Source organism: Bradyrhizobium sp. IAR9 (genome assembly GCF_013408065.1).
Classification (GTDB): Bacteria; Pseudomonadota; Alphaproteobacteria; order Rhizobiales; family Xanthobacteraceae; genus Bradyrhizobium.
This window is the reverse complement of record NZ_JACBZW010000008.1, coordinates 108,758-133,157: the sequence shown is the minus strand read 5'-3', so window position 1 is coordinate 133,157 and position 24,400 is coordinate 108,758. Positions and strand designations below refer to the sequence as shown.

Below are 24,400 nucleotides of genomic sequence, written 5' to 3'. Positions count from 1 at the left end.
GTCGTTCGGTTTACAATCGTTCAAAGCGTGGCAGATTGCCGCGAACATGAAACCATCTCAACGGTTTGCGCATTGAATCCGGTTTGCACATCCCTACGTTTGGCAAGAGCATCGGCAAGATTATAGGAAGGTCAAAATGACTGTGAGACCCATGATTTCCGCAGCCGGCCGCAACATGGTGCTGGCCGCGTTCGCAAGCCTGGCATTGGTCGCAACCTCCGCATCGCCCTCGGCTGCGGCGTCCCCCGGGGCGGTGTCTGGAAAGCCCGTCACGGCAGGGCAGGGCTCCTCCGACGTCACCGATTTCAGCGCCCGGCGGCGCCACTATTATCGGCGCGGGTCGAACGCCGCAGGCCTCGCCTTCATGGGCGCCGCGGCGGGGATCATCGGCGGGGTGATCGCCGAGCAGCGGCGCCGCGACTACTACGAGAACCGCTATTATTATGGTTCGCGTCCCTACTACGGCGGTCCGGGCTATTATGGCGGTCAAGGCTATTACGGCGGCGGCAGTCCGTTCTATTACGATCCGGGCTACTGAGCGGCTGTTTTCAACGCGGCCCGGATTGGGTTGTGGGAAAAGGGCGGTACTTTGTGCCGCCCCTTTTTTTTTGATGCCTCGGTACGCTTGTAGCCCGGATGGAGCGACTTGTCCGCCATAGCTCGAAGAGCGACGGCGGAAGCGCAATCCGGGTCCGCCCGCCCGGCATCTCGCACCGTCCCGGATTACGCTGGCGCTCCATCCGGGCTACGCGATCGTGCCTGTGTCGCCCGCTGTCAATCCGCTTCGCTAAAAATATTCCACTTTACCGAAATTCGGTTTCGACGTATGTGTCGTCCATCCCGGCTCACCCAAGAGGGGCGACTATGTGGTCGTCACTGTCGCGAGCCGGGTCTGCGGTGGACGCGGCAGCGTCGGCACGAGAGGTGCGGGCAGGGCGGGTAGTCCCTGTGAGCCCGAGGCTTCGTGCGGACGACGGCGCTGTTCAGTTCGTCTCGCCACATTCTTCCGGCAACGTCGACAAGGCCGGGAGATAATGTGGTGACCAGCGAATGCGCGTACGGCAAAACCGTGTGGTCCTGGCCGTCGTTGCTACGGTCAAGCTGTTCGAAGATGCGCGCGAGCCCAACCGGGTGGACGGCATCATCCAATTCGAACGGCGAGGGAGGCCAGAAGGAATGGTCGGCTCCCGGGAGATCACGGCATAAGCCGTCCAACCACCGCGCAGGGAAGGCCGAGTGATCGGCACCACCTGTATGCTGCTGTGCGGTTCTTCCTGCGTGTGCATTTCGCGCAGCGGACCGCGGGTGCGAGCCAGCACCCGGCCTTCCCTGCGCCCTCTTGGCTTTATGAGGGTGGAGTGACCAAGCAAAGCTCGGGCGAATTGCGCCGCGAGGACGAAGAGGCGTGTCTGCGAGCTGAGCTACGTGCCACAAACTCGATCTCGTAGGGTGGGCAAAGCGCAGCGTGCCCACGCCTTGTCGCTTATGGACGGAGATCGTGGGCACGGCGCAAGTGCGCCTTTGCCCACCCTACGGCACCGCCGCTGGGATGTGCACTGGAGCATCGCAATGACATGTGGAGACAGCGTGCGCCCGCTCCGCGTCGTACCGTGTCGCCATCTGGATCCGAGCTATGCGCAGCAGCGGCAAGACGCGCTGCGGCTTGTCCGGGACACGGCTAAATATTCGGCAATCGCGCCCTCCGGCGCCGATGGACTTGCCCGCTTCAATCCGGTTCAATGGCCAATCGAGCTTTCAGGCGACAATGATGTCGAGATATCTGCTGGTCCTGCTGCTGCTGGCGTCACCGGCGGCCGCGCAAGTCAAGTTGGCGCCGAAGACCGCGGCCGGACATCCCGATCCCTGTGCCCCGATCGGGCGTACCGCGGACGGCAAGCTGGTCTACTCCATGAAATGCGAGACCCTGCCGGCACCGCCTCCGACGCCGCGGGCGGAACTGAAGGAAGCCCCTCCGCCGGCCGCCGAGCCGGAACCGGAGACGCGGCGGAGCGGCATTTTCGGCTGGTCCTACGACCGCAGGTGATGCGTCCGCGCCCCTTGCGCGAAACTGTCGGGAGTGCTCTTTGCTTGAAAATTATCCGTGGGGCCACCGGCCCCGATCCAGAGAGATGAGATGAGCAAACTCGTTATCCGTGCCGGCGACTTCACCTTCGATGCCCGTTTCGAGGAGCAACTGGCACCCAAGACCGTCGCCGCCTTCCGCAAGGCACTGCCGTTCGAAAGCCACATCATCCATGTGCGCTGGAGCGGCGAAGGCGTGTGGATGCCGCTCGGCGATCTCGATTTCGGCGTCGGCTACGAGAACCACACCAGCTATCCCGCGCCGGGCCAGATCATCCTCTATCCCGGCGGCATCAGCGAGACCGAGATCCTGCTGGCCTATGGCGGTGTTCACTTCGCCAGCAAGATGGGCCAGCTCGCCGGCAACCACTTCATCACGCTGACCTCGGGCCTGGAGAATCTGGCGACGCTGGGCAAGAGCGTGCTGTGGAAGGGCGCGCTGCCGATCCGCTTCGAGGAAGTCTGAGTGGCTGACACACGCTACCCGCGCGATCTCCGCGGTTACGGCCGCAACCCGCCGCACCCCGAGTGGCCCGGCAACGCGCGAGTCGCGGTGCAGTTCGTCGTCAATTTCGAGGAAGGCGGCGAGAACAACATCCTGCACGGCGACCGCGCCTCGGAAGCGTTCCTGTCCGACGTGCTCGGCGCGCAGCCCTGGCCGGGCCAGCGCCACGCCAATATCGAATCGATGTTCGAATATGGCTCGCGCGCCGGCTTCTGGCGGCTGTGGCGGATGTTCACCGCACGCAACTGGCCGACCACCGTGTTCGGTGTCGCCACCGCGCTGAAGCGCAACCCCGAAATCGTCGCCGCCATGAAGGAGGCGGGCTGGGATATCGCCAGCCACAGCCTGAAATGGATCGAGCACAAGGACATGACCGAGACGCAGGAGCGCGCCGAGATCGCGGAAGCGATCCGCGTCCACACTGAGGCCACCGGCTCGCGGCCGCTCGGCTGGTACACCGGGCGGTCCTCGATCAACACCAACCGTTTGCTGATGGAGGAGGGCGGCTTCCTCTATCTCTGCGACTCCTATGCCGACGATCTGCCCTATTGGGTCAAGAGCGCGGGCGGCAAGCAGCTCATCATTCCCTATACGCTAGACGCCAACGACATGCGCTTCATCAACCCGCAAGGCTTTGCCGAGGGCGAGCAGTTCTTCACCTATCTGAAGGACGCCTTCGACGTGCTCTATGCGGAGGGCGAAACCGCGCCGAAGATGATGTCGGTAGGTCTGCACTGCCGTCTCGCCGGCCGGCCCGGCCGCGCTGCGGGCCTGATGCGCTTCCTCGATTATATCGGCAAGCACGAACGCGTCTGGGTGCCGACGCGTTTGCAGATCGCCCAGCACTGGCACGACAAGCATGCTCATCTTGCGGCCGACGCATTCGAGATCGGTTGAAGGACGATGTCGCAGATTTCGCTCGCCGATCTCAATGCCGCAAGCAAGGCCGACTTCGTCGCGGCCCTCGCCAATGTCGTCGAATATTCGCCGTGGATCGCCGAGCAGCTCGCCGACAAGCGGCCGTTCGCCGGCGTCAACCAGTTGCACGCAGCGCTGATGGCGGCGATCCAGAGTGCCGAACCCGACGCGCAACTGGCGCTGATCCGGGCGCATCCCGATCTCGCCAGCAATACCCAGCGCGCGGCGGGGCTGACGGCGGAATCGACCGATGAGCAGAACAGCGCCGGCCTCGACCGGTTGTCGGATGCGGAATACGCGGCGTTCGAGCGCGTCAACAGCGCCTATCGGGACAAGTTCGGCTTCCCCTATATCGTCTGCGTGCGTCGTCACACCCGGGATTCCGTGCTGCGCGACTTCGAGACGCGGTTACGCAATATCGCCAAGACCGAGACACGGCGCGCGATCGAGGAGATCGGCCGCATCTCCGCGCTGCGGCTGGATCAGCTCGTCATGGCCGACGACAGGCTGAAGGTGCACGGCCGGCTCTCGACTCATGTGCTGGACAACCACGTCGGCAAGCCGGCGTCCGGTATCCCGGTCGAGCTCGTCGAGCTCGCGAGTCTCGGCGAGAGCCGTGTAATCGCGCGCGCGGTCACCAATGCGGACGGCCGCACCGATCAGCCGCTGATCGGCGGCCGTCCGCTGCCGATCGGCCGCTATGAGCTCAAATTCAGCATTGCCAGATACTACGCCGAGCGCAACGTGCCGCTGTCAGACCCGCCGTTCCTCGACGAGATCCCGTTGCGCTTTGCCGTCAGCGAGCCAGAGGGGCACTATCACGTGCCGCTGTTGGTCACGCCATGGAGCTATTCGACCTATCGCGGCAGCTAAATGCAAGGCGCGCTCTTCACCTCGCCCCGCTTGCGGGGCGAGGGAGAACGGCGTCGCCGTGGTCGAGCTATCGTGTCCCAGTGGAGTCGCCAAACTTGTCGAGCAGCGCCGGAAACAGCCGGTCCGGCTTGAACGGTGGCGCGGTGAAGCGGATGCCGGTGGCATTCGCGATCGCGTTGCCGAGCGCGGCTGCGACCGGATTGTACGGGCTCTCGCTCATCGACTTCGCACCCAACGGACCGATCGTGTCGGACGTCTCGGCGAAGAACACGTCGGTGCGCGGGACGTCGGCGAACGAAGGCAGGTGGTAATCGCGGAATTTCGGGTTGGTGACCCGGCCGGTCGCGTCGATCACCATCTCCTCGTAGAGCGCGGCGCCGAGCGCCTGCGCAACGCCGCCTTCGACCTGACCGCGGCACTGCATCGGATTGGCAACGATGCCGGCGTCCGCGGCGTGGACGCTCCGGAGTATCCTGAGCTCGCCGGTGGCCTTGTTCACGGCGATGCGAAAACCCTGGACGTTGAAGCCGACCGAGCGCGGCGTGCCGGTGGAATTGCCGCTGCCTGCGAACGGCTGTCCGCGCTCGCGCGCGAGCTTCGCCAGCTCCGTAAACGGCATGCGCCGGACGCCGCTGACGACGGCATTGTCCTCGAGCACGCAGCTCCCGATGTCACACAGCCACGCGCCGGCGGCGGCCACCTTCAATTGGGTCGCGAGCTGAATGGAAGCCGCATGCGTCGCCTTGCCGGCGACGAACATGCCCGCGCTGCCATAGGCGCCGGTGTCGTGGCCGCCATGGGCGGTGTCGGACTGGCGCAAGCGGATCCGGTCGACGGTGGTCGCCAGCGTGGTCGCGGCGATCTGCCGGTGCACGGTGCTGGTGCCGTTGCCGAATTCGGCGGTGCCGACGCTGAGATCGAAGCCGCCGTCGTCGTTGAGCGTAATCGTCGCGTCGGCGAGGTGGCCCGCCGGCGGCACGGTGTCGATCATGGTCAGCGCGACGCCGTCGCCGATCAGCCAGTCCGGCGACAGGTCCGGCTGCGGGCCGTCAGCCTGCATCGCGCGCTCGACGAGGTCGAGGCACTGGTCGAGACCGTAGGAGCCGTAAAGCACGTCGTGAAATTCGGACGGCGGCGGCGACAGCATGGGATCGCCGTCCCTCACGATGTTGCGCCGGCGCATCTCGTAGGGGTTGATGCCGAGCTGCTCGCCCAGCTCGTCGATCGCGGCCTCGATCGCGATCAACGTCTGCGGCAGGCCATAGCCGCGAAACGCGCCCGCCGGCACCGTGTTGGTGTAGACCGCGTAGCCGTCGACCCGCTTGTTCGGGCAATTGTAGACCGCGATGGACTCCGACAGCGAATGGAACATCACGGGGCCGGCGTGATTGCCGTAGGCGCCGGTGTTGGAGAGCACGTCGAGCTGGAGCGCGGTGAGCTTGCCGTCGGCATCCGCTCCGGCCTTGATGTGGACCCGCATCGGGTGCCGCGTCGAGGTCGCGATGAACTGCTCCTCGCGGGTGAGCTCCAGCTTCACCGGACGTCCCGTCTTGAGCGCAGCGAGCGCCAGAATGTCCTCGACGAACATCTCCTGCTTGCCGCCAAAGCCGCCGCCGACGCGCTCGCAGAACACGCGAACCTTGTCGGGCGGAAGCTTGAAGATGTCCGACAGCGCGCGCCGGGTCAGGAACGGCACCTGCGTCGAGGTGCGGACATTGAGCACGCCGGAAGTATCGAGCCAGGCGAGGCCGCCATGGGTCTCCAGCGCCGCATGCTGGACGCGATGACTGTGGAAGGTGGCCTCGTAGGTGACGGCAGATGTCGCGAGCGCCGCCGCGACGTCGCCGAACTCGCCATGTGTCTCCGCAGCGAGGTTGCGCTGGGCGTCGGCGATGCGGTTCGCGGTGGTGCGGTCGGGATGAATGATGGGCGCGCCCGGCGCCATCGCCTGCTCCGGATCGATCAGCGCAGGCAAAATCTCATAATCGAGCTTCAGCCGGCGGCAGGCCTCCTCGGCGGCGGCCTCGCTCTCGGCGACGATGGCGGCGACCCTCTGGCCGATGAAGCGGACGACGTCGTCGAGAACGCGGGTGTCCTCGGGGTCCATCCAATCCATCTCATGCCGCGCGGTCGAGATCAGCATCGAAGGTGCGTCTTCATGCGTCAGCACCGCGTGCACGCCGGAAACCTTCAACGCTTCCGACTTGTCGATCGCGACGATCCTGGCGTGGGCATGCGGCGACCGCACCAGTTTGACGTGGAGCAGTCCGTCGATGGCAGTGTCGAAGGTGTAGCGCGCCTCGCCGCGCACGATGTCGGGGCCTGCGGGCGCCGGCAGGCTGCGGCCAAACGCGGCTCCGGCCTCGACGCTTGCCTCGACATTGGTGTTGCCGAGCAATGCGTCCTCGATCGAGCGATAGCCGGTGCAGCGGCAGATATTGCCCTTCAGCGCCGCGCCGAGATCGGTCCGCTGCGCCTGGTTCAGCGAAGCGCAGGTCAGGATCATGCCGGCGGTGCAGAAGCCGCATTGAAAGCCCTGCGCGTCGAGGAAGGCCTGCTGCATCGGATGCGTGCCGTGGTCTCCGCCCAGACCTTCGATCGTGGTGATGGCGCGTCCCTCGGCCCGGAACGCCGGGATCAGGCAGCTGTGCACCGGCTCGCCGTCGAGCAGCACGGTGCAAGCGCCGCAGTCACCGGCGTCGCAGCCCTTTTTCACGCCGAAATGGCCGAGCTCGCGCAGGAACGTGCGCAGGCACTGGCCGGCGCGCGGTTCCTGCGCAAACGGTTTGCCGTTGATCTCGAAGCTCATGACGGCATTGCCCCCAGCAACTCGCGGCGAACCTCTTCGGCGAGCCGCAATGTCATGTGCTTGCGCCAGAGCGGCTGGCCGTGGATGTCGGTGTGGTACAGGTCATCCGTGATCTGCTGTATGATGGCATCACGAAGCGCGCCCGCATCGGGCGGCTTGGCGAACGACAGCTGGATCGGCCGCGCCGTCGATGCGGTGACCGTCAGCGTCAGCGTGCCATCGGCATCGAGGCTGCCGATCAGGAGCGCCGCCGAGCGGCCGACCGGCGCCAGCGAGATCTGGCGATATGCCGTGCGGCGCTTCAGCGCGGCAATCGGAATATCGATCTGGCGAAGCAGGTCGCCCGGCGTCAGGCGATTGCGCTGGTTGCCGGTGACGAAGTCGACAACAGGAATCTTCTGCTCGCCGCCGCCGGCCTTCCAGATGGTGCAGACGCCGCCCAGCGCTGCGGTGAGCGAGATCATCGGTCCCGCCGGCAGCGACATGCAGACATTGCCGCCGACGGTCGCGGTCTTCCAGATCTTGAACGAGGCAAGGAAGGCGCGGCAGCATTGGTTGATCAGCGGCGCGGCCAGCCAATCGGACGGGCAGGCAAGTCCGTCGAGCTGCGCGACCGTGCAAGTGGCGGCGATGGAGAGATGGCTGTCTGTGATCGTCAGCGCCGGCCATTTCAAATCGGTCAGATCGATCAGCCGCTTCAGATGGACCTGCGGCTCCGAGAACAACCACGTGCCGCCCGCGAGCCAGGCGTCGCCTGCCGTCCAGGCCGGCAATTGTGTCCGTGTTTGCGGACGGGCCACTGTCGTGATGGTATTCAAATCCATGACTGCGCCAAAGCTTCCGCCGGTGAATCGTGTCGATGATTCTTGCAAGACCGGAGCCAAGTCGCAACAAGCAAGTCGTGGCGCGAAGGTGATCGAGCCAGCGTTTACCTGGCTGGCCTGTCAGCGGGTATGAGGAGAATCGGGATCATGAGCGACACAAAGCCGATCTGGATCAGGGATCCCCTGGCCGTCCTCGCCGACGGTGCCGAGCGCGGAATCGTGGTCACCAACGGCCGCATCGTCGAGCTGGTGCCGGCCGGCGCCACGCCTGCGACCGCTGATGTCGCGGTGTTCGACGCGAGCGCACATGTCGTGCTGCCGGGCCTGATCAACACCCATCATCATTTCTACCAGACCCTGACCCGGGCGCTGCCGGCGGCGATGGATCGGGAGCTGTTCCCCTGGCTCAAGGCGCTCTATCCGGTGTGGGCGAGGCTGACGCCTGAGGCGCTCGAGCTCGGCGTCACCGTGGCGATGTCCGAGCTGTTGCTCTCGGGCTGCACCACCACGACGGATCATCACTACGTCTTCCCCGCGGGTCTCGAGGACGCCGTCGATATCGAGGTCGGCGTCGCAAGTCGTCTCGGCGTGCGGGTGCTGCTGACGCGCGGCTCGATGAACCTGTCGCAGCGGGACGGTGGCCTGCCGCCTGACAGCGTCGTGCAGGACGAGGACACGATCCTCGCCGACAGTGCGCGTGTGGTGGCGAGGCACCACCAGCGCGGCGCCGATGCGATGGTACAGATCGCGCTGGCGCCGTGCTCGCCGTTCTCGGTGACGACGTCGCTGATGCGCGCCACCGCCGATCTCGCCGACAAGCTGGATGTGCGCCTGCACACCCATCTCGCCGAGACCGAGGACGAGAACAAATTTTGCCAGCAGATGTATGGCTGCCGTCCACTCGACTATCTCGAGCAATGCGGCTGGCTCAATGCGCGGACCTGGCTCGCCCACGGCATATTTTTCAATGCCGACGAGATGAAGCGGCTGGGCAAGGCGAAGACGACCATCAGCCATTGCGCGTGCAGCAACCAGCTGCTGGCGTCCGGCTGCTGCCCGGTCTGCGAGATGGAGGAGGCCGGCGTCGGGATCGGGATCGGTGTCGACGGCTCGGCCTCGAACGACGGATCGAATCTGATGCAGGAGGTGCGGGCCGCGTTCCTGCTGCAACGGGCGCGTTATGGCGTGGCCAAGGTCAGCCACAAGGACGCGCTGCGCTGGGCCACCAAGGGGTCGGCAGCCTGCGTCGGCCGGCCGGAACTCGGAGAGATTGCGGTCGGCAAGGCTGCGGACCTCGCGCTGTTCAGGCTCGACGAATTGCGCTTCTCCGGCCATGGCGACCCCTTGGCCGCATTGGTGCTGTGCGGGGCGCATCGGGCCGACCGGGTGATGGTGGGGGGACGATGGGCCGTGATCGACGGCGCGATCCCCGGCCTCGATGTGGCAGACCTCATCCGCCGTCACAGCTCGGCGGCGCGGCTCATGCGGATGGGATGAAAGAGGGGGCGACCACAAGTGCCGGGTGCTTCTGGCCACCCCCTCCGAACCTCCTCCGGGAGGAGCAGGTGATCTAGCCCAAGCAAGAAGCGTGCTACTTGCCCGGCAGCTTGTCGTCGATGCCTTTGACGTAGAAATTCATGCCGAGGATCTGGCCGTCGTCGAGGTGATCGCCGCCTTTGCACTCGACCGGCTTGCCGTCCTGCCCAACGATCGGGCACTTGAACGGATGCAGCTTGCCTGTAGTGATCGCGGCCTGGGCATCCTCGGCGAGCTTTTTTACCTCGTCGGGCATGTTGGTGTAGGGCGCCATCGCGAACATGTGACTGTCGAGGCCGCCCCAGCTGTCCTGGGACTTCCAAGTGCCGGCAAGCTCGGCCTTGACCCGCTCGATGTAATAGGGGCCCCAGGTGTCGAGGATCGAGGTCAGCTGGGTCTTGGGCCCGAACTTGATCATCTCGGAGTCCTGGCCGAAGGCGAGCTTGCCGCGTTCGCTGGCGATCTGCATCGCGGCGGGCGAATCCGTGTGCTGCATGATGACGTCGGCGCCCTGGTCGATCAGCGCCTTGGCGGCGTCGGCCTCCTTGCCAGGGTCGAACCAGGTGTTGGCCCAGATGATCTTGACCTTGATGTCAGGCTTGATGGTCTGCGCCGCCAGGATCGTCGCGTTGATGCCGGAGACGACCTCCGGAATCGGGAACGAGCCGATATAGCCGAGCACGCCGGACTTCGACATCTTGGCCGCGATCAGCCCCTGGATGTAGCGGCCCTGATACCATCTGGCCGAGTAGGTCGACATGTTCGGATTGCGCTTGTAGCCGGTGGCGTGCTCGAAATGCACGTTCGGATACTTCTTCGCGACCTTCAGCGTCGGATCCATGTAACCGAACGAGGTCGTGAAGATCAGCTTGTTGCCGGCACGGACGAGCTGCTCGATGGAGCGCTCGGCGTCCGGGCCTTCTGGCACGTTCTCCAGATAGGTGGTCTCGATCTGGTCGCCCAATTCCTTCACCAGCGCCTGCCGCGCCAGATCATGCTGATAGGTCCAGCCCAAATCTCCGATCGGACCCAGATAGATGAAGCCGACCTTCAGCTTGTCGGCGGCGGAGACTGCACTGACGCTGCCGGCGAGCAGGAGTCCGGCGGCCAGCGCAAGAAGTGATTTCCTCATCATCGATCTCCAAACATCAGGGGAAAGCCACGATCCGCAACGTGCGCGCCCCATCGCGCGCGCCGCGGAAATGAAATTCAGCGGTCGGGCACGAACACGGTGCCGAGCGCGGCCGGTGCGGTCGAGCCGCCGCTGCGCGCGCGGGAGAGCAGGACCAGCACGATGATCGTCGCAAGATAAGGCAGCGCCGACATGAATTGCGAGGGAATGCCGATGCCCCAGCCCTGCGCATGCAATTGCAGGATCGTCACGGCCCCGAAGAGATAGGCGCCGATCACGAGCCGGCCCGGCCGCCAGGATGAGAACACCACCAGCGCCAGTGCGATCCAGCCGCGGCCCGCGGTCATGCCGGGAATGAAGAACGGCGTATAGGCGAGCGGCAGATAAGCGCCGGCAAGGCCGGCGCAGGCGCCGCCGAACATCACCGCGAAGGTGCGGATACGCAGCACGGGATAGCCGAGCGCATGCGCGGAGACGTGGTTGTCGCCGCAGGCGCGCAGGATCAATCCCGCCCGCGTGCGGTACAGGAACCACCAGACGCCGACGACGAGTGCAATCGAGAAGTAGACGAAGCCATCCTCGCCGAACAGCACGCGCCCGACCAGCGGGATGTCGGTGAGGCCCGGAATGGCGAGATGGACCGCCGGCGTGATGCGCTCGCCGACGAAGCCGGCGCCGATCAGTCCGGACAGCCCGACGCCGAGGATGGTCAGTGCGAGTCCCGTCGCCACCTGGTTGACGGCGAGCCCGAGGGCCATCAATGCGAAGATCAGCGACATCATCGTGCCCGCGATGATGCCGAACAGCGCGCCGACGAAGACCGATCCGGTGAGCCAGGCGCCGGCAAAGCCGCAGGCCGCGCCAACGATCATCATGCCCTCGACGCCGAGATTGAGCACGCCGGAGCGCTCGGTCACGAGCTCTCCGGTCGCGGCGATCAGGAGTGGCGTGGACGCGGCGAGCACGGCCAGGATGATGGCTTCAATGAGTTCCACGGGCCACCTGACGGTTCGGGAAGCTCAGCTTGAAGCGATAGAGAATCAGGGAATCGCAGGCGAGCACGTAGAACAGCAGAATGCCCTGAAAAACCTTGGTGACATCCAATGGAATCTTCATCGCGATCTGCGCCTGCTCGCCGCCGATAAAAGTCAGCGCGAGGAAAAGGCCTGCAATTAATATTCCAAGCGGATTCAGCCGGCCGAGGAAGGCGACGATGATCGCAGTAAAACCGTAGCCGGGTGAGATGCCGGGCTGGAGATGTCCGACCGGACCTGCCACCTCGATGATGCCGGCGAGCCCTGCGAGCGCGCCTGATATCGCGAAGGTCAGGATGATCAGTTGATTGGCGTTGAAGCCGCCGAACCGGGCCGCGCGGGGCGCCGCGCCGACGACACGAATCTCGAACCCCTTGATGGTTCGCCCGAGCAGGATTGCAGCCGCGGCGACGACTAGAAGCGCAATGATCGAGCCGAGATGCAGCCGGCCGCCCTCGATCAGCAACGGCACCGTCGCCACCGGATCGAACTCGGCCGTGGTCGGGAAGTTGAAGCCGTTGGGGTCGCGCCAGGGGCCGCGCACGAGATAATCGAGGAAGAGGTCGGCGACATAGACCAGCATCAGGCTGGTCAGGATCTCGCTGGCGCCGAACTTCACCTTGCAGATCGCCGGGATCAGCCCATAGAGCGCGCCCGCAGCGGCAGCGAGGACGAGCATGGCCGGCAACACCCAGGCGCCGGCGTCGGTGCCTTGCGTCTTCACGGCGATCCAGCTTCCCGCCACCGCGCCAATCAGGAATTGGCCTTCGGCGCCGATGTTCCAGGCATTGGCGAGATAGCAGAGTGACAGGCCGATGGCGATCATCACCAGCGGCGTTGCCTTCACCACGATCTCCTGCAACGAATAGCCGTCGGTCAGTGGCGCGATGAAGTAGGCGTGCAGGGCGAGCAGGGGATTCTTGCCGAGTATCGCGAACAGGATGACCATGGTCACGACGGTGAGGCCGATCGCGATCAGCGGCGAGACCAGCGCGATCGTGCCCGAGCGCTCGGCGCGCTTCTCAAGCACCAATTGCATGCGCGACCTCCTTTGGCTCGAGGCTGCTGCCGCCCATGAGAAGGCCCAGCTTTTCGCGCGTTGCCTCGCGGGTCGCGAGCGGTGCCGACAGCTTGCCGTGGAACATCACGGCGATGCGGTCGGCGATCTCGGCGAGTTCGTCGAGATCCTGGCTTGTCACGAGCACGGCGGCGCCCGCGGTTGCCAGATCAAGCAGCGCCTGGCGAATGACGGCGGCGGCGCCGGCATCGACACCCCAGGTCGGCTGGCTCACCACCAGCACAGCGGGGTTGCGCAGGATCTCGCGTCCCACAATGAACTTCTGCAGATTGCCGCCGGAGAGGGATGCGGCTTCCGGATCGCGCTTGGCCTTGCGGACGTCGAATGTCTCGGTCGCGCGGTCGACGGTCTTCAGCGTGGCCGCGGTATTGATGAAGCCGCGATGGACCATGCCGCTCGCGGCATGTCCGGTGAGCAGCGCGTTCTCCGAGAGCTTCATGCGCGGCGCGGTGCCATGGCCGAGCCGCTCTTCGGGAACGAAAGCTGCTCCGAGCCTGCGTCGCTGCGTGATGGAGAGATGGCCGGCGGCAATGCCTTCGATCACCACGGTACCGGGGTCCTTCGACAACCGCTCGCCGGACAGCGCGGCGAACAACTCCTCCTGGCCGTTGCCGGCGACGCCGGCGATGCCCAGGATCTCGCCGCCCTTCAGTTCGAACGAGATGTGCTCGAGCCGGACGCCATGCGGCTCGCTCGGCGCGAGCGAAAGATCGTTGACGACGAGCCGCGGCACGGTGGTTGTCCGGCCGGATGCCGCCTTCACTTCCTTGATCTCACCGCCGACCATCATGCGCGCCAGCGAAGCGGCGGTCTCGCGCCGGGGATTGCAGGTCTCGACCTTCCTGCCGCCACGCAGGATCGTGGCGGTGTCGCAGAGCCGCTTCACCTCCTCGAGCTTGTGGCTGATGTAGAGGATGGCGCGGCCTTCGGCCTTGAGCCGCTCCAGCACGACGAACAACTGATCGGCTTCCTGCGGCGTCAGGACGGCGGTGGGCTCGTCCAGGATCAGGAATTTCGGATCCTGCATCAGCGCCCGGACGATCTCGATGCGCTGGCGCTCGCCGACCGACAATTGCCAGACCTCGCGTTTGGGATCGAGCGGAAGGCCGTAAGCCTTCGATACCTGCTCCAATCGCGCCGACATGTCCTTGAAGGATTCCCGTCCGTCGAGGCCGAGCGCGACGTTCTCGGCGACGGTGAGATTGTCGAACAGCGAGAAGTGTTGGAACACCATGCCGATGCCGAGGCTGCGTGCTTCCGAAGGTCCGGACAGCAGGATTCGTCGGCCCTGCCAGCGAATCTCGCCAGCGCTCGGCTGGATCAGCCCGTAGATCGCCTTGACCAGCGTCGACTTGCCGGCGCCGTTCTCGCCGAGCAGCGCGTGGATTTCGCCTGGCCAAATATCGATGTCGATGGAATCATTGGCGAGGAAATCGCCATAGCGTTTGGTGAGTCCGATCGTCCGCAGCAGCGGGGACTCGCCGGAATTCAGGCCGTCAGGTGTCGAATCCAACATTCGCTGATGCGCTTGCATGGTGAAATGCCCCAATAGTGGGCCAGTTTGAACCCCGGCGTAAGGTGGGAAAATGCGTCATCCCTTGCTCAACGCTTTGGCAGGCAGCTTGTGGCAGCGCGCCGGCTCTCGCCGGGACGAAGTCCCGTGTTCAGGCGCCCGCACATTGCCTTACGGACGCGGCTTCTGCGGGCGCCTGTTGCAGATTTGTGACGGTTCAAGGCAAATCGGAACCCGCTATGCAGCCTTGACGTCGCAGTGAGCAAAGTTGCGCCATCGCACTTATGCATTGCGGATCGACGCAACATTGGCCCCTGACCGTCCGTCCCCCAACATCCGCTCGACATGAAAGAAGAGCGAAATCAAACGGGAATGTCCGGCAATAGCCGGCCATGCGGGCCGCATGCCCGCTGCAAGAAAACCTCCTAAATCCCACGAAGAAACGCCGCCCCTTGCCAAAACAAGCGGCACGCCTTGAAAAAAGTTGAGGCTTCTCCCTCCGGGAGATCGGCGCAAGTCTCGCACCCAAGGGCGTTCATTGACGTGTCCAAACTTGGGGGTATTCAGGATGTCGTTTCGTTTCAGGGCAATTGCAGCAACGGCGCTGTCACTTGCCACGCTGGCCACCGGTGGCCCGGCTTTCGCGGCGGATCTGCCGGTCAAGGCTGCCAAGAAGGCGGCGGATCTCCCGTTCTTCCTGGTGATCGATAACCGCGTCACCTTCTCCTACATCTTCAACGCCTCGCAGCCCGGTGCATGGTCGTTCCGGCCGGATGGGTCGATCGACAGCAAGACCACCAAGCAGGTTTACTCGTTCACGCATTTCGATCTCTGGGCATACGGCACGAACTTCTTCACCATCTCGATGTTCAAGTCCGACCACAATGACCCGTCTGCGCCCTGCACCAACGCGGGCACGATCTTCGGCGCGCCGGCAACGTGCGCCGGTGCAACGGAGATCTACGGACTGTTCCGCTCGACGTTCGGCTGGAATGAGCTCTTCGACACCAAGGCCTTCACCGCGGGGCCGCTTCACAACATCTCGTTCGAGGTTGGCATGGATGCCAACACGGAAAACCGGTATTTCGGCGCGGCCAAGCGCGACGTCGTCGGCGGTCTCCAGTTTGCGTTCGATCTGCCCTACAAGGGTTACATCAACGTCGCGCCGCTGGTGTACTGGGAGTTCGCCAATCACAACTCATTCAGCCAGTGCGGACTGTTCGGTGCGGGCGTTCCCGGCGTGACCTGTCTTGCAGACGGCAACACCTCGTTCAAGCCGACCTGGGCGGTCGAGGTCAATTACTACATGGATCTCGGCTTCCTCCCGCCGAACATGCAGTATTTCTCGATCAGCGGTCGCGCCGGCTGGTACGGCAAGAAGGGTACCGACACCCAGCCGCTTCCCTACAGCCCCGCGAACAGCGTCTACAACACGGCGGTCGAGTTGAATTCGGAGCCGATCCGGCTGACCCTCGATGCCTCGAAGGCCGCCTGGGGTGACAAATATTCGCACTTCGTGGACGTCTGGGTGGCTTACCGCTATTGGCAGAACAAGTTCGGTCTCGATCACAACCTTGCCGTCGGATGTACCACGGCGGTCGGTGGCCGGACGGTGAGCACGGGGTCGTGCACCGAATCCTCGCTCTACTCCGGTATCACCGTGAAGTTCTGACTGATTGACACGTGGCAGCCGTAGGGTGGGCACAGCGAAGCGTGCCCACGACTTCTGCTGCCGTAGCAATCCGATGGTGGGCACGGCGCAAGGGCGCCTTTGCCCACCCTACAGATCCGAACTTGTGGTAACGCCTACTTCGTCCAGACACCATCGTGCAGCGCTGCGGCTTCGTCCTCGAGCAGCGGACCAACGACCTCGGTCGGCCGCTGGCCGCTGGCAAAGACCTCGCGGCACGGCAGGTCGAGGGTCGGGTTGTCAGGATGGTTGCCGGTGACGCCGCGCAGGCGATGCTCGCTGAGCCCATAGACGACGCGGCCGATGCCAGCCCAGTAGATCGCGCCGGCGCACATCGCGCAGGGCTCTGCCGAGGAATAGAGCGTCGCTGTCGCCAGCACCTCGCGGCTGAGTGTGCGGCAGGCCTGGGTGGCCGCGAGACGTTCGGCATGCGCGGTGCCGTCATGATCCGGCATGTAGCCGTTCTCGGTCTCGATCAGCACCCTGCCGTCCGCATCGACGACGATGCAGCCGAACGGGTGGTTGCCATGGGTGAGGGAGCGGCGGGCGACCGCGAAGGACAAACGCAGCAACTGCTCGTCACGCTTCGATGTGCCGGCCATCAATCCTCCGCGGTCAGTGCCCCGCCATGCGCCGACCGATCGCGGCGAGACCGGCTTCGCCGGTTCGTCCTTCATACACGAATTCGCCGTGGAACATTCTCCACCAGCCGCCCCCGGCTTATTGACGGTATATTCCGGATAAGCGATTGAAAATATTGATTATACGGGCGGTTCGGGTCCTGATATTGGGTGAACGGTTGCCGCGCCTGTGCATGACCGGCGCGACGCAGCCTGCCGCGTACGCGCATTCATGCTAACCACGCGGCGGTTGGGACGGGCGCCGGTGCGTGATTTGCCGCCGAACGTGTACCGATGGTCGCCAGGACAGCCGCTGCCGCGGTCCAGAGAAGAGAAAGCTCGTCGAGATGGGTGCCGCCAACGCCGTTCAAAATGCATCGCTCGGCGAAGAGATCGTGCGTCGGATCAACGATCTGGCTGCGATCTCGGAAGGCGGCGACAACCTCACCCGCATCTATCTCACCAAGGAGTTGCGCAAGGCAGCGGACCTCCTGCTGAGCTGGATGCGCGAGGCCGGTATGAGCGCGCGCCTTGACGCGATCGGCAATGTCTGCGGCCGCTACGAAGGCGAGCGGCCCGGCGCGCCTTGCCTGATGCTCGGGTCGCACTACGACACCGTACGCGATGCCGGCAAATGGGACGGGCCGTTGGGGGTGATCACGGCCATCGCCTGCGTTGCCGATCTCAATCGCCGTGGCAAGCGCCTGCCGTTCGCGATCGAGATCGTCGGCTTTGCGGATGAGGAGGGCGTGCGCTTCGCTTCGACCTTGCTCGGCAGCCGTGCGGTGGCCGGCACCTTCGACGAGAGTGTGTTGAATGTGCGCGACCGCGACGGTGTGTCGATGCGCGATGCGCTCGTACAGTTCGGCCTCGATCCCGATCATATCGGAGCAGCCGCGCGGACACGGCGCGAGCTGCTTGCCTATCTCGAATTGCACATCGAGCAGGGGCCGGTGCTGGAAGCGCAGGATCTGCCTGTCGGTGTCGTCACCGCGATTGCCGGTGCGACGCGGCTTGCCGCGCGGCTGACCGGCATGGCGGGGCACGCCGGTACCGTGCCGATGGTGCTTCGGCGTGATGCGCTCACGGGCGCGGCCGAATGCATCGGCGCGATCGAGCAGTTTTGCCGCACCGACGAGAGCGGCCTTGTCGGCACCGTCGGCTACATCCAGGCGAGGCCCGGCGCCACCAACGTCATTCCGGGCGAGGTGTCGTTCACCATCGACATGCGCGCGCCGACCGATATGCACCGCAAGCGCGCGGTCGCCGATATCGTCCGCCAGATCGAGGCGATCGCCAAGCGCCGGCACCTGGCCCTTCAGCTCGACGTCACCCACGAGAACCGCACCGCGCCTTGCGCGCCGTGGCTCAAGGAGCAGATCGCGCGGGCGATCGGAGCTGAGGGGTTCTCCGTGTTCGAGCTGCCGAGCGGAGCGGGGCATGACGGCATGGCCATGATCGACATCGCCGATGTCGGCATGATCTTCGTCCGCTGCCGCGGCGGCATCAGCCACCACCCGGACGAGCATGTGGAGCTCGCCGACGCCGACGCCGGTGCGCGGGTGCTGCTGCGGGTGATCGAGAATTTCAGGCCGCGGGAAGGTTAGCCCGATCAGGTCGTAAGGTGCCCCGCCGGAAGCCGGTACGTCATCTGGACGAAATACGAATCAGCCATGCTTCGGATGGTGGCCGCACCATCGGAGTGACCTTAGCCACATATGAATAGCGATATCTCGTTGCCCTCAGATCGCGGAAACCGATTTTACCAAGGCGCGGCCGCGACGTTTTTCGCCAACGCCCTCCAGGCGGTCAATTTTCTCGGTGATCGATTCCTGAGGAAGTCGCACCATTCGTTGTCGGCCATCGAGGACCTTTACCGGCACTCGATGGACAGCGCCTTTTCGGTCACCGAGGCCTTCCTCGTCACGGGCGCGCCGCACGCATCCGCCTATTATCCCCGTGACTTCGCCTGGTTCTATCCTGATGTTCTCGACCCCGAGACCATCATGGATGCGCAGGACGCAGTGCGGCGGGCCCGGCTGCTCGACAAGAGCATCCGTCTGTTGCTGGAGGCGGTTCGCGCCGACGTCGTCACGACGACCATCGTCCCGGCGGGGCGCGGCCGGTACCTCGGCGTGAACTATTTCTCGCAGCCCTCGGATACGCTGCTCGGCATTCTGGCCGGCCTGCAGCAGATGATCTCGGCCGATCAGAGGGCGCCGTCCTATCTGGCGATGTCGCAATGCGCGCATGCCGGCCGCCTGCTGCTGGCAGAATATGGCGGCGACCTGAAGCGTGCGATCCTCCAGCTCGCAAGCGAGCTCGAGCCGTTCGACGATGACGGCACCAGGTATTTGTTGTGTGATGCCCGCGGCTCTCGCTCCGCTGCAACGGATACCCGTGCGGAACGCAGGCGCTTTGTCACCAATGCTTGCGTCTACACGACCTTCGTGTGGAGCGTGCAGCTCGGCATCGTCGACGAGAGCGAGCTAAAGCGGCTGCTTGGACGCGGCCTCGCGCAGTACAAGAAAGACCTGCTCCATCTGTTCGGCAAAGACGGCTACATCAGGCATTCCCTGGATGGTCCGAAGGGCCCGCCGGTGTCCTCGGTTGCGCTGGACTTCGTCGGCGTGCATCGCGGCTTTTGGGACATGACCGATGCCGGCGAACGTGCACTGTTCGCGGCCACGGCGGATCTGATCATTGCGGAGCCGCGCTTCCGCATACCCTCTACGTTCCACTTCCTGGTGTCAGCGGATAATCCGCGGAACAAGATCATCCACAAGATTGCGGCCCCCGCCTATCAGGGGCGCTCATCCTGGCCGACGTTCAACGTCGAGTTCGCGGACCGGATGCTCGATTACGACGAGGTCTCCGGCGGTGATCGCTACCGGGCCTGCGCGCAAGGCATATTGAAGGACATTCGCACCGCGACCGAAGTACACGGCGGATATCAAGAGCTGATCTCGGAACAGGGGCTGAAGTATCGCACCTGGGCCTACAAGGGCGCCGTGGCCCATTCCTGGTTTCCGCGCTTCCTGTCGGTCTGGAGGAGAGCGTATGGAACGCCGCTCCTCCAATGGAATGACTGATCCGTAGGGCGCTATCCCGCCGTCACGTCCACCAGCTCGCCGCCCTCCAGCACCTTGGCCGCCTTGGTGCGATCGAGATCGCCTTCCCAGGCCGCGACCACGACGGTCGCCACGCAATTGCCGACGAGGTTGCCGAGTGCGCGGGCCATGCCGATGAACCAGTCGACCGACAACACCAGCACGAGGCCGATTGCAGGAATGCTCGGCACCGCATTGAGCGTCGCGGCCAGGATCACGATGGCCGAACCCGGCACGCCATGCGCGCCCTTCGAGGTGATCAGAGAGACGCCGAGAACCAGCAGAAGATCGCCGAAGGACAGCGGCGTGTTGGTCGCCTGCGCGATGAAGACGACGGCCAGCGTCAGATAGATCGAGAAGGCGTCGAGGTTGAAGGAATAACCGGTCGGGATCACGAGACCGACCACGGAATCCTTCACGCCCATCCGCTCCAGCTTCTTCATGATCTGCGGCAGCACGGCATCGGAGGAGGCGGTCGCGAGCACGATGGTCAGCTCTTCGCGCAGGTAGGCGAGGAATTTGAGGATGTTGAGTCCGGCGAGGGCCATCACGCCGCCGAGCACGCCCAGCACGAAGATGCCGACCGAGACGTAGAACAGCATCACCAGCGACACGAGCTGCTTCAGCGAGCCGACGCCGTATTTGCCGACAGTGTAGGCGACCGCGCCGAGCACGCCGAGCGGGGCAACGCGGACGATCAGCCCCATGACGCGGAACAGCACGGTGGAAGCCGCATCGATCAGGCTGGTGACGAGCTTGCCCTTCTCGCCGCCGACGAGCGCGAGGCCGACGCCGAACAGGACCGCGAAGAACAGCACCTGGAGCACGTCGTTGCGCGACAGCGCATCGAAGGAGGTGGTCGGGATCACGTTCATCAGAAAGGCGCCGATGCCGCCGCCTGACAGCTTGTGGGCGTTGTCGGCATAGGTGTTCAGCGCCTTGGCATCCAGCGTCGAGGGATCGATGTTCATGCCGTGGCCGGGGCCGAAGAGATAAGCGAGCAACAGGCCGACGACGAGTGCAACGGTCGTCATGATCTCGAAATAGACCAGCGCCTTGACGCCGACCCGGCCGACCTTCTTGAGGTCGCCGGCGCCGGCAATGCCGTGCACGACGACGCAGAACACGATCGGCGCCACGATCATCGAGATCAGCTTCAGGAAGGCGTCGCTGAGGATCTTGAGCCCGATCGCGAAATCCGGGACGGCCATGCCCAGGATGACGCCAAGCACCAGCGCGGCCAGGACCTGGACGAACAGCGAGGTGTAGAGCGGCTTCGGCTCGGCGGCGGGTGCCGCGGTGATGGTCGACATGGTGGATTCCCCCGGTTTGACGCGACGTGGACGTCAAACAGGAGCAACAACCGTGCCAGATTGTCGCGGGAGTCCGGAAAGCGACGCTGGACATCGCTCTGATATCGCGGGAGCGACGCAACGCTTCTTGCGTCGTCTGCTGCGTCGGGAGCGCGGGACCTGCGGTCAGCCGTTATGCCTTCGCCGAAACGAAAGGCGTTGTCACGCCGCAAGATCCAGTAGCCGGCATGATCCGCGCACGAGCGCCTTGCGTCCGGTGGGCGTCATCACGGGTACGCCGTCATTGACGACAACGAGGCCGAACTTGACCAGACTTTCGATAAGATAGGCCTTGGAGAGGCGACCGCCCGACACGGGGTTGCGAAGTGTGCGCAGAGCTTCCCACTGGTCCGGCGAAAGATCGAAGTCGACGTCGTTGCTCATGTTGCCTCAAGCGATAGTACCATTCGCGCGCCTCTGTTAGCGGCGCTGCATGAAGACCATGCGACGACAATGAGTCGGGAATTCGGTGCGCAGTTTAGAACCTCTCTTCACGAATTGCCGCACTTCATTGCGCCACAAGAGTAAAGATCGTTCGACCGCGAATATCGTCCCGAGCTTCGATCACATATTGATGATTTTGGATTGATGTTGCACTGCAAGTTGCCGCGACGCACGGGAAACGCTGCTGTCCCATTCTGCGTCGCAATATGCACAGAAATCGTGAGGCGAAAGGTTGAGGACTCTGTTACGGTGATTCCCGGGGAATGACTTCACGCTGCAGGAGTGGAGTGCATGAACAGGCTTGTCGAAATTCGCAGTCAGGAATCCCTGTGCCGGGAGCGTGCCGCGCTCGATTTCAATCGCCGGGTTTTTTGGCTCGCGCAAGCCGAGGAATGGGAGCAGCGCGCGCTCGACGAAATTGCCTATCACTTCCGGGAGTGTAACGTCGGCCAAGTGGAGCTTGCGCGGAGCTGACGTTAGCCGCGGGCAAAACCTACTGATAAGTCGCCACGATATCTGACACCGCGCGCTCGAGCTGCTGCGCGGTGGCGCATTGGCGCACGACCGTACAGAAGGTCGTATAGCGCGGCATCTCGGAATCACCAAAGCCCCAGGCGAGCCGTCCTTCGGGATTGAGCCAGACCAGCCGCTTCGAGCGCTCGGAGATGCGGCGCAGGATGTCGGCACGCGGGTCGAGATTGTTGCTGCGAGCATCGCCGAGCACGATAACCGTGGTCTGCGGCGTCAGCGTGCCCATGAAGTCCTTTTCGAAATCGACCAGCGAAGAGCCGTAATCGGACGAGCCGAAGCCGACCTTGGACATGATCTCGGCCATCGCCTCTTCCGGCGATTTCTTTTCCAGGATCTCGCTGACCTCGATCATGTGCGAGGAGAAGGCGAAGGAGCGGACGTCGTCGACCACCTCGTGCAGCGAGTGGATCAGCAGCAGGAAGAAATCGGAAACTTGCGCGACCGAGCCGGAGACGTCGCATAGTGCCACGATCTTCGGCCGGTCGCGATGCTTGCGCTTCCATGCGGTGAGGAACGGCACGCCGCCCCATGCCGCATTGCGGCGCAGTGTGCGGCGGACGTCGAGATGACCGCGGCGCTGGCGCTTGCGCGGTTTCGAATAGCGCTCGCGCAGGCGGCGCGCGATCTGACGGATGAGGGCGCGCATCTCCGCGACCTGGCGCCGCTCGATGCGGGCGAGCGGCGCGTTGCGCAGGATCTCGTTGCGGAGATTCTCGGCCTCCTCGCGGGCGTAGAGCGCAAGCCCCTGCGAGACGGTGTCGCGCACGGCTTCGCGCAAGGCGTCGAGCGCGGCGCGCAGACGTTCGGCCAGTGCCGGGTTGCTCGCAGTCAGCGCGTCGAGATCGTCGCGCAGGCGCTGGAGGCCCATGGCGTCGAGGATGCGGCTGGAAAAGATCCCGCGCTGGGTGGAATAGCGGATGTCCGACAGGGAGGCGGCGCCGGACGCGCCGGCGATGGCGGCCGCGATCGCATTGCGGTCCTGCGACAGCAGCATCTGCGCCAGCGGACCCAGACTCTCAGGAGGCTGACCTTCACCCGCCTCGCTGGCCGAGCTGGAGGAGGGCGACTGATCTACGTCCTGCGAGGCGCTCTCCTCGCCGTTGGCTTCGGTCTGATCCTGTCGCGGCTCCGGCTGGCTGAAGAACAGATCAAAGCAGTCGCCGAGCGCGAGCTTCTCGTCCTGCGATTTGGCGAGCGTCAGCAGCAGCGCATCGCGCAGGACGGCGCGGTCGGAGATGCCGACTTTCGCGACCGCGCGCATCGCATCGATGCTTTCGGCCGGCGAGACGTGAACACCGACGCCGCGTGCTGCCCGAAAGAAACGATGGAGGTTCTCGCGCATCGGCGTCAACCGAAGACGTTGGACCGGGCCGCCTTGGCAATGAAGGTCGTCACCTGCGGCGATGCGGCCTCGATGTCGGCTTCGTATTTCAGGAGCACGTTGAGCGTGTCCTTGACGATCTCGGTGTCGAGTTCCGTGGCCTGGAGCAGCACCAGCACGCGCGCCCAGTCGATGGTCTCGCTGACCGAGGGCAGCTTTTTCAGATCGAGCGAGCGGATTTCGTGGATAAAGCCGACCATCTGCCGGCGCAGCGCCTGCGCGATGCCGGGCACCCGGCTTTCGACGATACGCTCCTCGAGCCGTTGCTCGGGGAAGCCGATATGCAGATGCAGGCAGCGCCGCTTGAGGGCATCGCCGAGGTCACGCTCGCTGTTGGAGGTGAGGATCACCGTCGGCGGTGTGATCGCCGAGACGGTGCCGAGCTCGGGGATCGTGACCTGGAAATCGGACAGGATCTCCAGCAGCAGGGATTCGAATTCGGCGTCCGACTTGTCGATCTCGTCGATCAGGAGCACGCAGCCGCCCGGCTGCTCCAGCGCCTGCAGCAGGGGGCGCGGCTCGACGAATTCCTTGGAGAAGAACACGTCGCCGAAATCGTGCAGCTGGTCGAGCGCGGCATGCAGCGTCTGGGCGCCGCCGAGGACCTCGCCGAGCTTGTCCTTGAGGATCTGCGTATAGAGAAGCTGCTTGGCGTATTTCCACTCGTAGAGCGCCTTGGCCTCGTCGAGACCCTCGTAGCATTGCAGGCGGATCATCTTCATGCCGCGCCAGGCGGCGATCGCCTTGGCAAGCTCGGTCTTGCCGACGCCCGCAGGGCCCTCGACCAGGATCGGCTTCTCGATCTGCTGCGACAAATAGACGGCGGTCGCGATCTGCCGGCTCGCGATGTAGCCCTGCGCGGCGAGGCCGCTCTCCACTGCCTCGATCGAGGTCGAGGCCTTCTGATCAGCCACGAAAGGGCGCTCCCAAAGGTCTTGCTTGAGGCTTGTTCTGCCTGCGTTCCCGGC

21 protein-coding genes are annotated in these 24,400 nt (G+C 64.5%); 10 read left to right on the top strand and 11 right to left on the bottom strand.

Going from position 1 to position 24,400, the window contains the following annotated elements:
- Positions 1 to 136 precede the first annotated feature (136 nt).
- The 5 genes from GGD67_RS21860 to uraD all read left to right on the top strand — a co-directional run bounded on the left by GGD67_RS21860 (position 137) and on the right by uraD (position 4,378).
- Positions 137 to 538 carry a hypothetical protein gene (locus GGD67_RS21860; RefSeq protein ID WP_092261791.1) on the top strand — a complete coding sequence of 134 codons (402 nt, stop codon included), beginning with the start codon at positions 137 to 139 and terminating at the stop codon, positions 536 to 538.
- Between the two features lie 1,230 nt (positions 539 to 1,768).
- On the top strand, positions 1,769 to 2,044 hold the full coding sequence (locus GGD67_RS21855; RefSeq protein ID WP_179735764.1) for a hypothetical protein: 276 nt from the start codon (positions 1,769 to 1,771) through the stop codon (positions 2,042 to 2,044).
- Between the two features lie 90 nt (positions 2,045 to 2,134).
- Positions 2,135 to 2,548 carry a DUF3830 family protein gene (locus tag GGD67_RS21850; RefSeq protein WP_014493672.1) on the top strand — a complete coding sequence of 138 codons (414 nt, stop codon included), beginning with the start codon at positions 2,135 to 2,137 and terminating at the stop codon, positions 2,546 to 2,548.
- Positions 2,549 to 3,484 carry an allantoinase PuuE gene (gene puuE / locus GGD67_RS21845; RefSeq protein WP_179735762.1) on the top strand — a complete coding sequence of 312 codons (936 nt, stop codon included), beginning with the start codon at positions 2,549 to 2,551 and terminating at the stop codon, positions 3,482 to 3,484.
- A 6-nt stretch (positions 3,485 to 3,490) separates the two neighbouring features.
- The gene (gene uraD, locus GGD67_RS21840; protein WP_179735760.1) at positions 3,491 to 4,378 is read left to right on the top strand and encodes a 2-oxo-4-hydroxy-4-carboxy-5-ureidoimidazoline decarboxylase; all 888 of its coding nucleotides are present in this window, start codon (positions 3,491 to 3,493) and stop codon (positions 4,376 to 4,378) included.
- 67 nt (positions 4,379 to 4,445) lie between these two features.
- On the opposite strand, the gene GGD67_RS21835 is transcribed toward uraD, so the two are convergent.
- Both GGD67_RS21835 and GGD67_RS21830 read right to left on the bottom strand, forming a co-directional pair.
- Positions 4,446 to 7,187: a molybdopterin cofactor-binding domain-containing protein gene (locus tag GGD67_RS21835; RefSeq protein ID WP_179735758.1), complete on the bottom strand. Its 2,742-nt coding sequence runs from the start codon at positions 7,185 to 7,187 to the stop codon at positions 4,446 to 4,448.
- Entirely contained in the window at positions 7,184 to 8,011 is an 828-nt protein-coding gene (locus GGD67_RS21830; protein ID WP_179735756.1) for an FAD binding domain-containing protein, read from the bottom strand. The genes GGD67_RS21835 and GGD67_RS21830 overlap by 4 nt, the downstream gene beginning before the upstream one ends.
- A 147-nt stretch (positions 8,012 to 8,158) precedes the next feature.
- Between GGD67_RS21830 and GGD67_RS21825 the strand changes: the two genes are divergently transcribed.
- On the top strand, positions 8,159 to 9,508 hold the full coding sequence (locus GGD67_RS21825; RefSeq protein ID WP_179735754.1) for an 8-oxoguanine deaminase: 1,350 nt from the start codon (positions 8,159 to 8,161) through the stop codon (positions 9,506 to 9,508).
- A gap of 94 nt (positions 9,509 to 9,602) precedes the next feature.
- On the opposite strand, the gene GGD67_RS21820 is transcribed toward GGD67_RS21825, so the two are convergent.
- From GGD67_RS21820 to GGD67_RS21805, 4 genes are all read right to left on the bottom strand, one after another.
- Positions 9,603 to 10,679 (bottom strand): BMP family ABC transporter substrate-binding protein, encoded by a 1,077-nt coding sequence (locus GGD67_RS21820; protein WP_179735752.1) that lies wholly within the window; start codon positions 10,677 to 10,679, stop codon positions 9,603 to 9,605.
- A 77-nt stretch (positions 10,680 to 10,756) separates the two neighbouring features.
- A complete protein-coding gene (locus GGD67_RS21815) occupies positions 10,757 to 11,674 on the bottom strand; it encodes an ABC transporter permease (RefSeq protein ID WP_018319150.1) in 918 nt (305 codons plus the stop codon).
- Entirely contained in the window at positions 11,661 to 12,752 is a 1,092-nt protein-coding gene (locus tag GGD67_RS21810; protein WP_179735750.1) for an ABC transporter permease, read from the bottom strand. Before GGD67_RS21810 ends, GGD67_RS21815 begins: the two co-directional genes overlap by 14 nt.
- Entirely contained in the window at positions 12,736 to 14,325 is a 1,590-nt protein-coding gene (locus GGD67_RS21805) for an ABC transporter ATP-binding protein (protein WP_409411110.1), read from the bottom strand. Before GGD67_RS21805 ends, GGD67_RS21810 begins: the two co-directional genes overlap by 17 nt.
- 547 nt (positions 14,326 to 14,872) lie before the next feature.
- On the opposite strand from GGD67_RS21805, the gene GGD67_RS21800 reads away from it, so the two are divergent.
- Positions 14,873 to 15,976, top strand: coding sequence for a hypothetical protein (locus GGD67_RS21800; protein WP_179735746.1), 1,104 nt, complete (start codon positions 14,873 to 14,875; stop codon positions 15,974 to 15,976).
- 134 nt (positions 15,977 to 16,110) lie between these two features.
- Here the strand turns inward: GGD67_RS21800 and GGD67_RS21795 are convergent, their stop codons facing one another.
- The gene (locus tag GGD67_RS21795) at positions 16,111 to 16,596 is read right to left on the bottom strand and encodes a nucleoside deaminase (RefSeq protein WP_179735744.1); all 486 of its coding nucleotides are present in this window, start codon (positions 16,594 to 16,596) and stop codon (positions 16,111 to 16,113) included.
- A gap of 365 nt (positions 16,597 to 16,961) precedes the next feature.
- On the opposite strand from GGD67_RS21795, the gene GGD67_RS21790 reads away from it, so the two are divergent.
- Complete coding sequence (locus tag GGD67_RS21790; RefSeq protein WP_179735742.1) at positions 16,962 to 18,221, top strand: allantoate amidohydrolase; 1,260 nt, start codon at positions 16,962 to 16,964, stop codon at positions 18,219 to 18,221.
- Positions 18,222 to 18,332: 111 nt separating this feature from the next.
- Positions 18,333 to 19,706: a hypothetical protein gene (locus tag GGD67_RS21785; RefSeq protein WP_179735740.1), complete on the top strand. Its 1,374-nt coding sequence runs from the start codon at positions 18,333 to 18,335 to the stop codon at positions 19,704 to 19,706.
- Between the two features lie 11 nt (positions 19,707 to 19,717).
- Here GGD67_RS21785 and GGD67_RS21780 read toward each other — a convergent pair whose 3' ends face one another.
- Positions 19,718 to 21,037, bottom strand: coding sequence for a dicarboxylate/amino acid:cation symporter (locus GGD67_RS21780; protein ID WP_179735738.1), 1,320 nt, complete (start codon positions 21,035 to 21,037; stop codon positions 19,718 to 19,720).
- Positions 21,038 to 21,238: 201 nt separating this feature from the next.
- A complete protein-coding gene (locus tag GGD67_RS21775) occupies positions 21,239 to 21,460 on the bottom strand; it encodes a hypothetical protein (protein ID WP_018319158.1) in 222 nt (73 codons plus the stop codon).
- A 351-nt stretch (positions 21,461 to 21,811) separates the two neighbouring features.
- Here GGD67_RS21775 and GGD67_RS21770 point away from each other — a divergent pair, with 351 nt between their 5' ends.
- The gene (locus GGD67_RS21770) at positions 21,812 to 21,994 is read left to right on the top strand and encodes a hypothetical protein (RefSeq protein ID WP_179735736.1); all 183 of its coding nucleotides are present in this window, start codon (positions 21,812 to 21,814) and stop codon (positions 21,992 to 21,994) included.
- Positions 21,995 to 22,013: 19 nt separating this feature from the next.
- On the opposite strand, the gene GGD67_RS21765 is transcribed toward GGD67_RS21770, so the two are convergent.
- Positions 22,014 to 23,393, bottom strand: a complete 1,380-nt coding sequence (locus GGD67_RS21765; RefSeq protein ID WP_179735733.1) for a VWA domain-containing protein — start codon at positions 23,391 to 23,393, stop codon at positions 22,014 to 22,016.
- 5 nt (positions 23,394 to 23,398) lie between these two features.
- A complete protein-coding gene (locus GGD67_RS21760; RefSeq protein ID WP_026202136.1) occupies positions 23,399 to 24,346 on the bottom strand; it encodes a MoxR family ATPase in 948 nt (315 codons plus the stop codon).
- Positions 24,347 to 24,400: the final 54 nt, after the last annotated feature.

What these genes read in the sequence shown, in the direction of transcription:
- GGD67_RS21860 (WP_092261791.1), top strand. Translation starts at nt 137, where the DNA reads ATGACTGTGAGACCCATGATTTCCGCAGCCGGCCGCAACATGGTGCTG.
- GGD67_RS21855 (WP_179735764.1), top strand. Translation starts at nt 1,769, where the DNA reads ATGTCGAGATATCTGCTGGTCCTGCTGCTGCTGGCGTCACCGGCGGCC.
- GGD67_RS21850 (WP_014493672.1), top strand. Translation starts at nt 2,135, where the DNA reads ATGAGCAAACTCGTTATCCGTGCCGGCGACTTCACCTTCGATGCCCGT.
- uraD (WP_179735760.1), top strand. Translation starts at nt 3,491, where the DNA reads ATGTCGCAGATTTCGCTCGCCGATCTCAATGCCGCAAGCAAGGCCGAC.
- GGD67_RS21835 (WP_179735758.1), bottom strand. Translation starts at nt 7,187, where the DNA reads ATGAGCTTCGAGATCAACGGCAAACCGTTTGCGCAGGAACCGCGCGCC.
- GGD67_RS21830 (WP_179735756.1), bottom strand. Translation starts at nt 8,011, where the DNA reads ATGGATTTGAATACCATCACGACAGTGGCCCGTCCGCAAACACGGACA.
- GGD67_RS21825 (WP_179735754.1), top strand. Translation starts at nt 8,159, where the DNA reads ATGAGCGACACAAAGCCGATCTGGATCAGGGATCCCCTGGCCGTCCTC.
- GGD67_RS21820 (WP_179735752.1), bottom strand. Translation starts at nt 10,679, where the DNA reads ATGAGGAAATCACTTCTTGCGCTGGCCGCCGGACTCCTGCTCGCCGGC.
- GGD67_RS21810 (WP_179735750.1), bottom strand. Translation starts at nt 12,752, where the DNA reads ATGCAATTGGTGCTTGAGAAGCGCGCCGAGCGCTCGGGCACGATCGCG.
- GGD67_RS21805 (WP_409411110.1), bottom strand. Translation starts at nt 14,325, where the DNA reads ATGCAAGCGCATCAGCGAATGTTGGATTCGACACCTGACGGCCTGAAT.
- GGD67_RS21800 (WP_179735746.1), top strand. Translation starts at nt 14,873, where the DNA reads ATGTCGTTTCGTTTCAGGGCAATTGCAGCAACGGCGCTGTCACTTGCC.
- GGD67_RS21795 (WP_179735744.1), bottom strand. Translation starts at nt 16,596, where the DNA reads ATGGCCGGCACATCGAAGCGTGACGAGCAGTTGCTGCGTTTGTCCTTC.
- GGD67_RS21790 (WP_179735742.1), top strand. Translation starts at nt 16,962, where the DNA reads ATGGGTGCCGCCAACGCCGTTCAAAATGCATCGCTCGGCGAAGAGATC.
- GGD67_RS21785 (WP_179735740.1), top strand. Translation starts at nt 18,333, where the DNA reads ATGAATAGCGATATCTCGTTGCCCTCAGATCGCGGAAACCGATTTTAC.
- GGD67_RS21780 (WP_179735738.1), bottom strand. Translation starts at nt 21,037, where the DNA reads ATGTCGACCATCACCGCGGCACCCGCCGCCGAGCCGAAGCCGCTCTAC.
- GGD67_RS21775 (WP_018319158.1), bottom strand. Translation starts at nt 21,460, where the DNA reads ATGAGCAACGACGTCGACTTCGATCTTTCGCCGGACCAGTGGGAAGCT.
- GGD67_RS21770 (WP_179735736.1), top strand. Translation starts at nt 21,812, where the DNA reads ATGAACAGGCTTGTCGAAATTCGCAGTCAGGAATCCCTGTGCCGGGAG.
- GGD67_RS21765 (WP_179735733.1), bottom strand. Translation starts at nt 23,393, where the DNA reads ATGCGCGAGAACCTCCATCGTTTCTTTCGGGCAGCACGCGGCGTCGGT.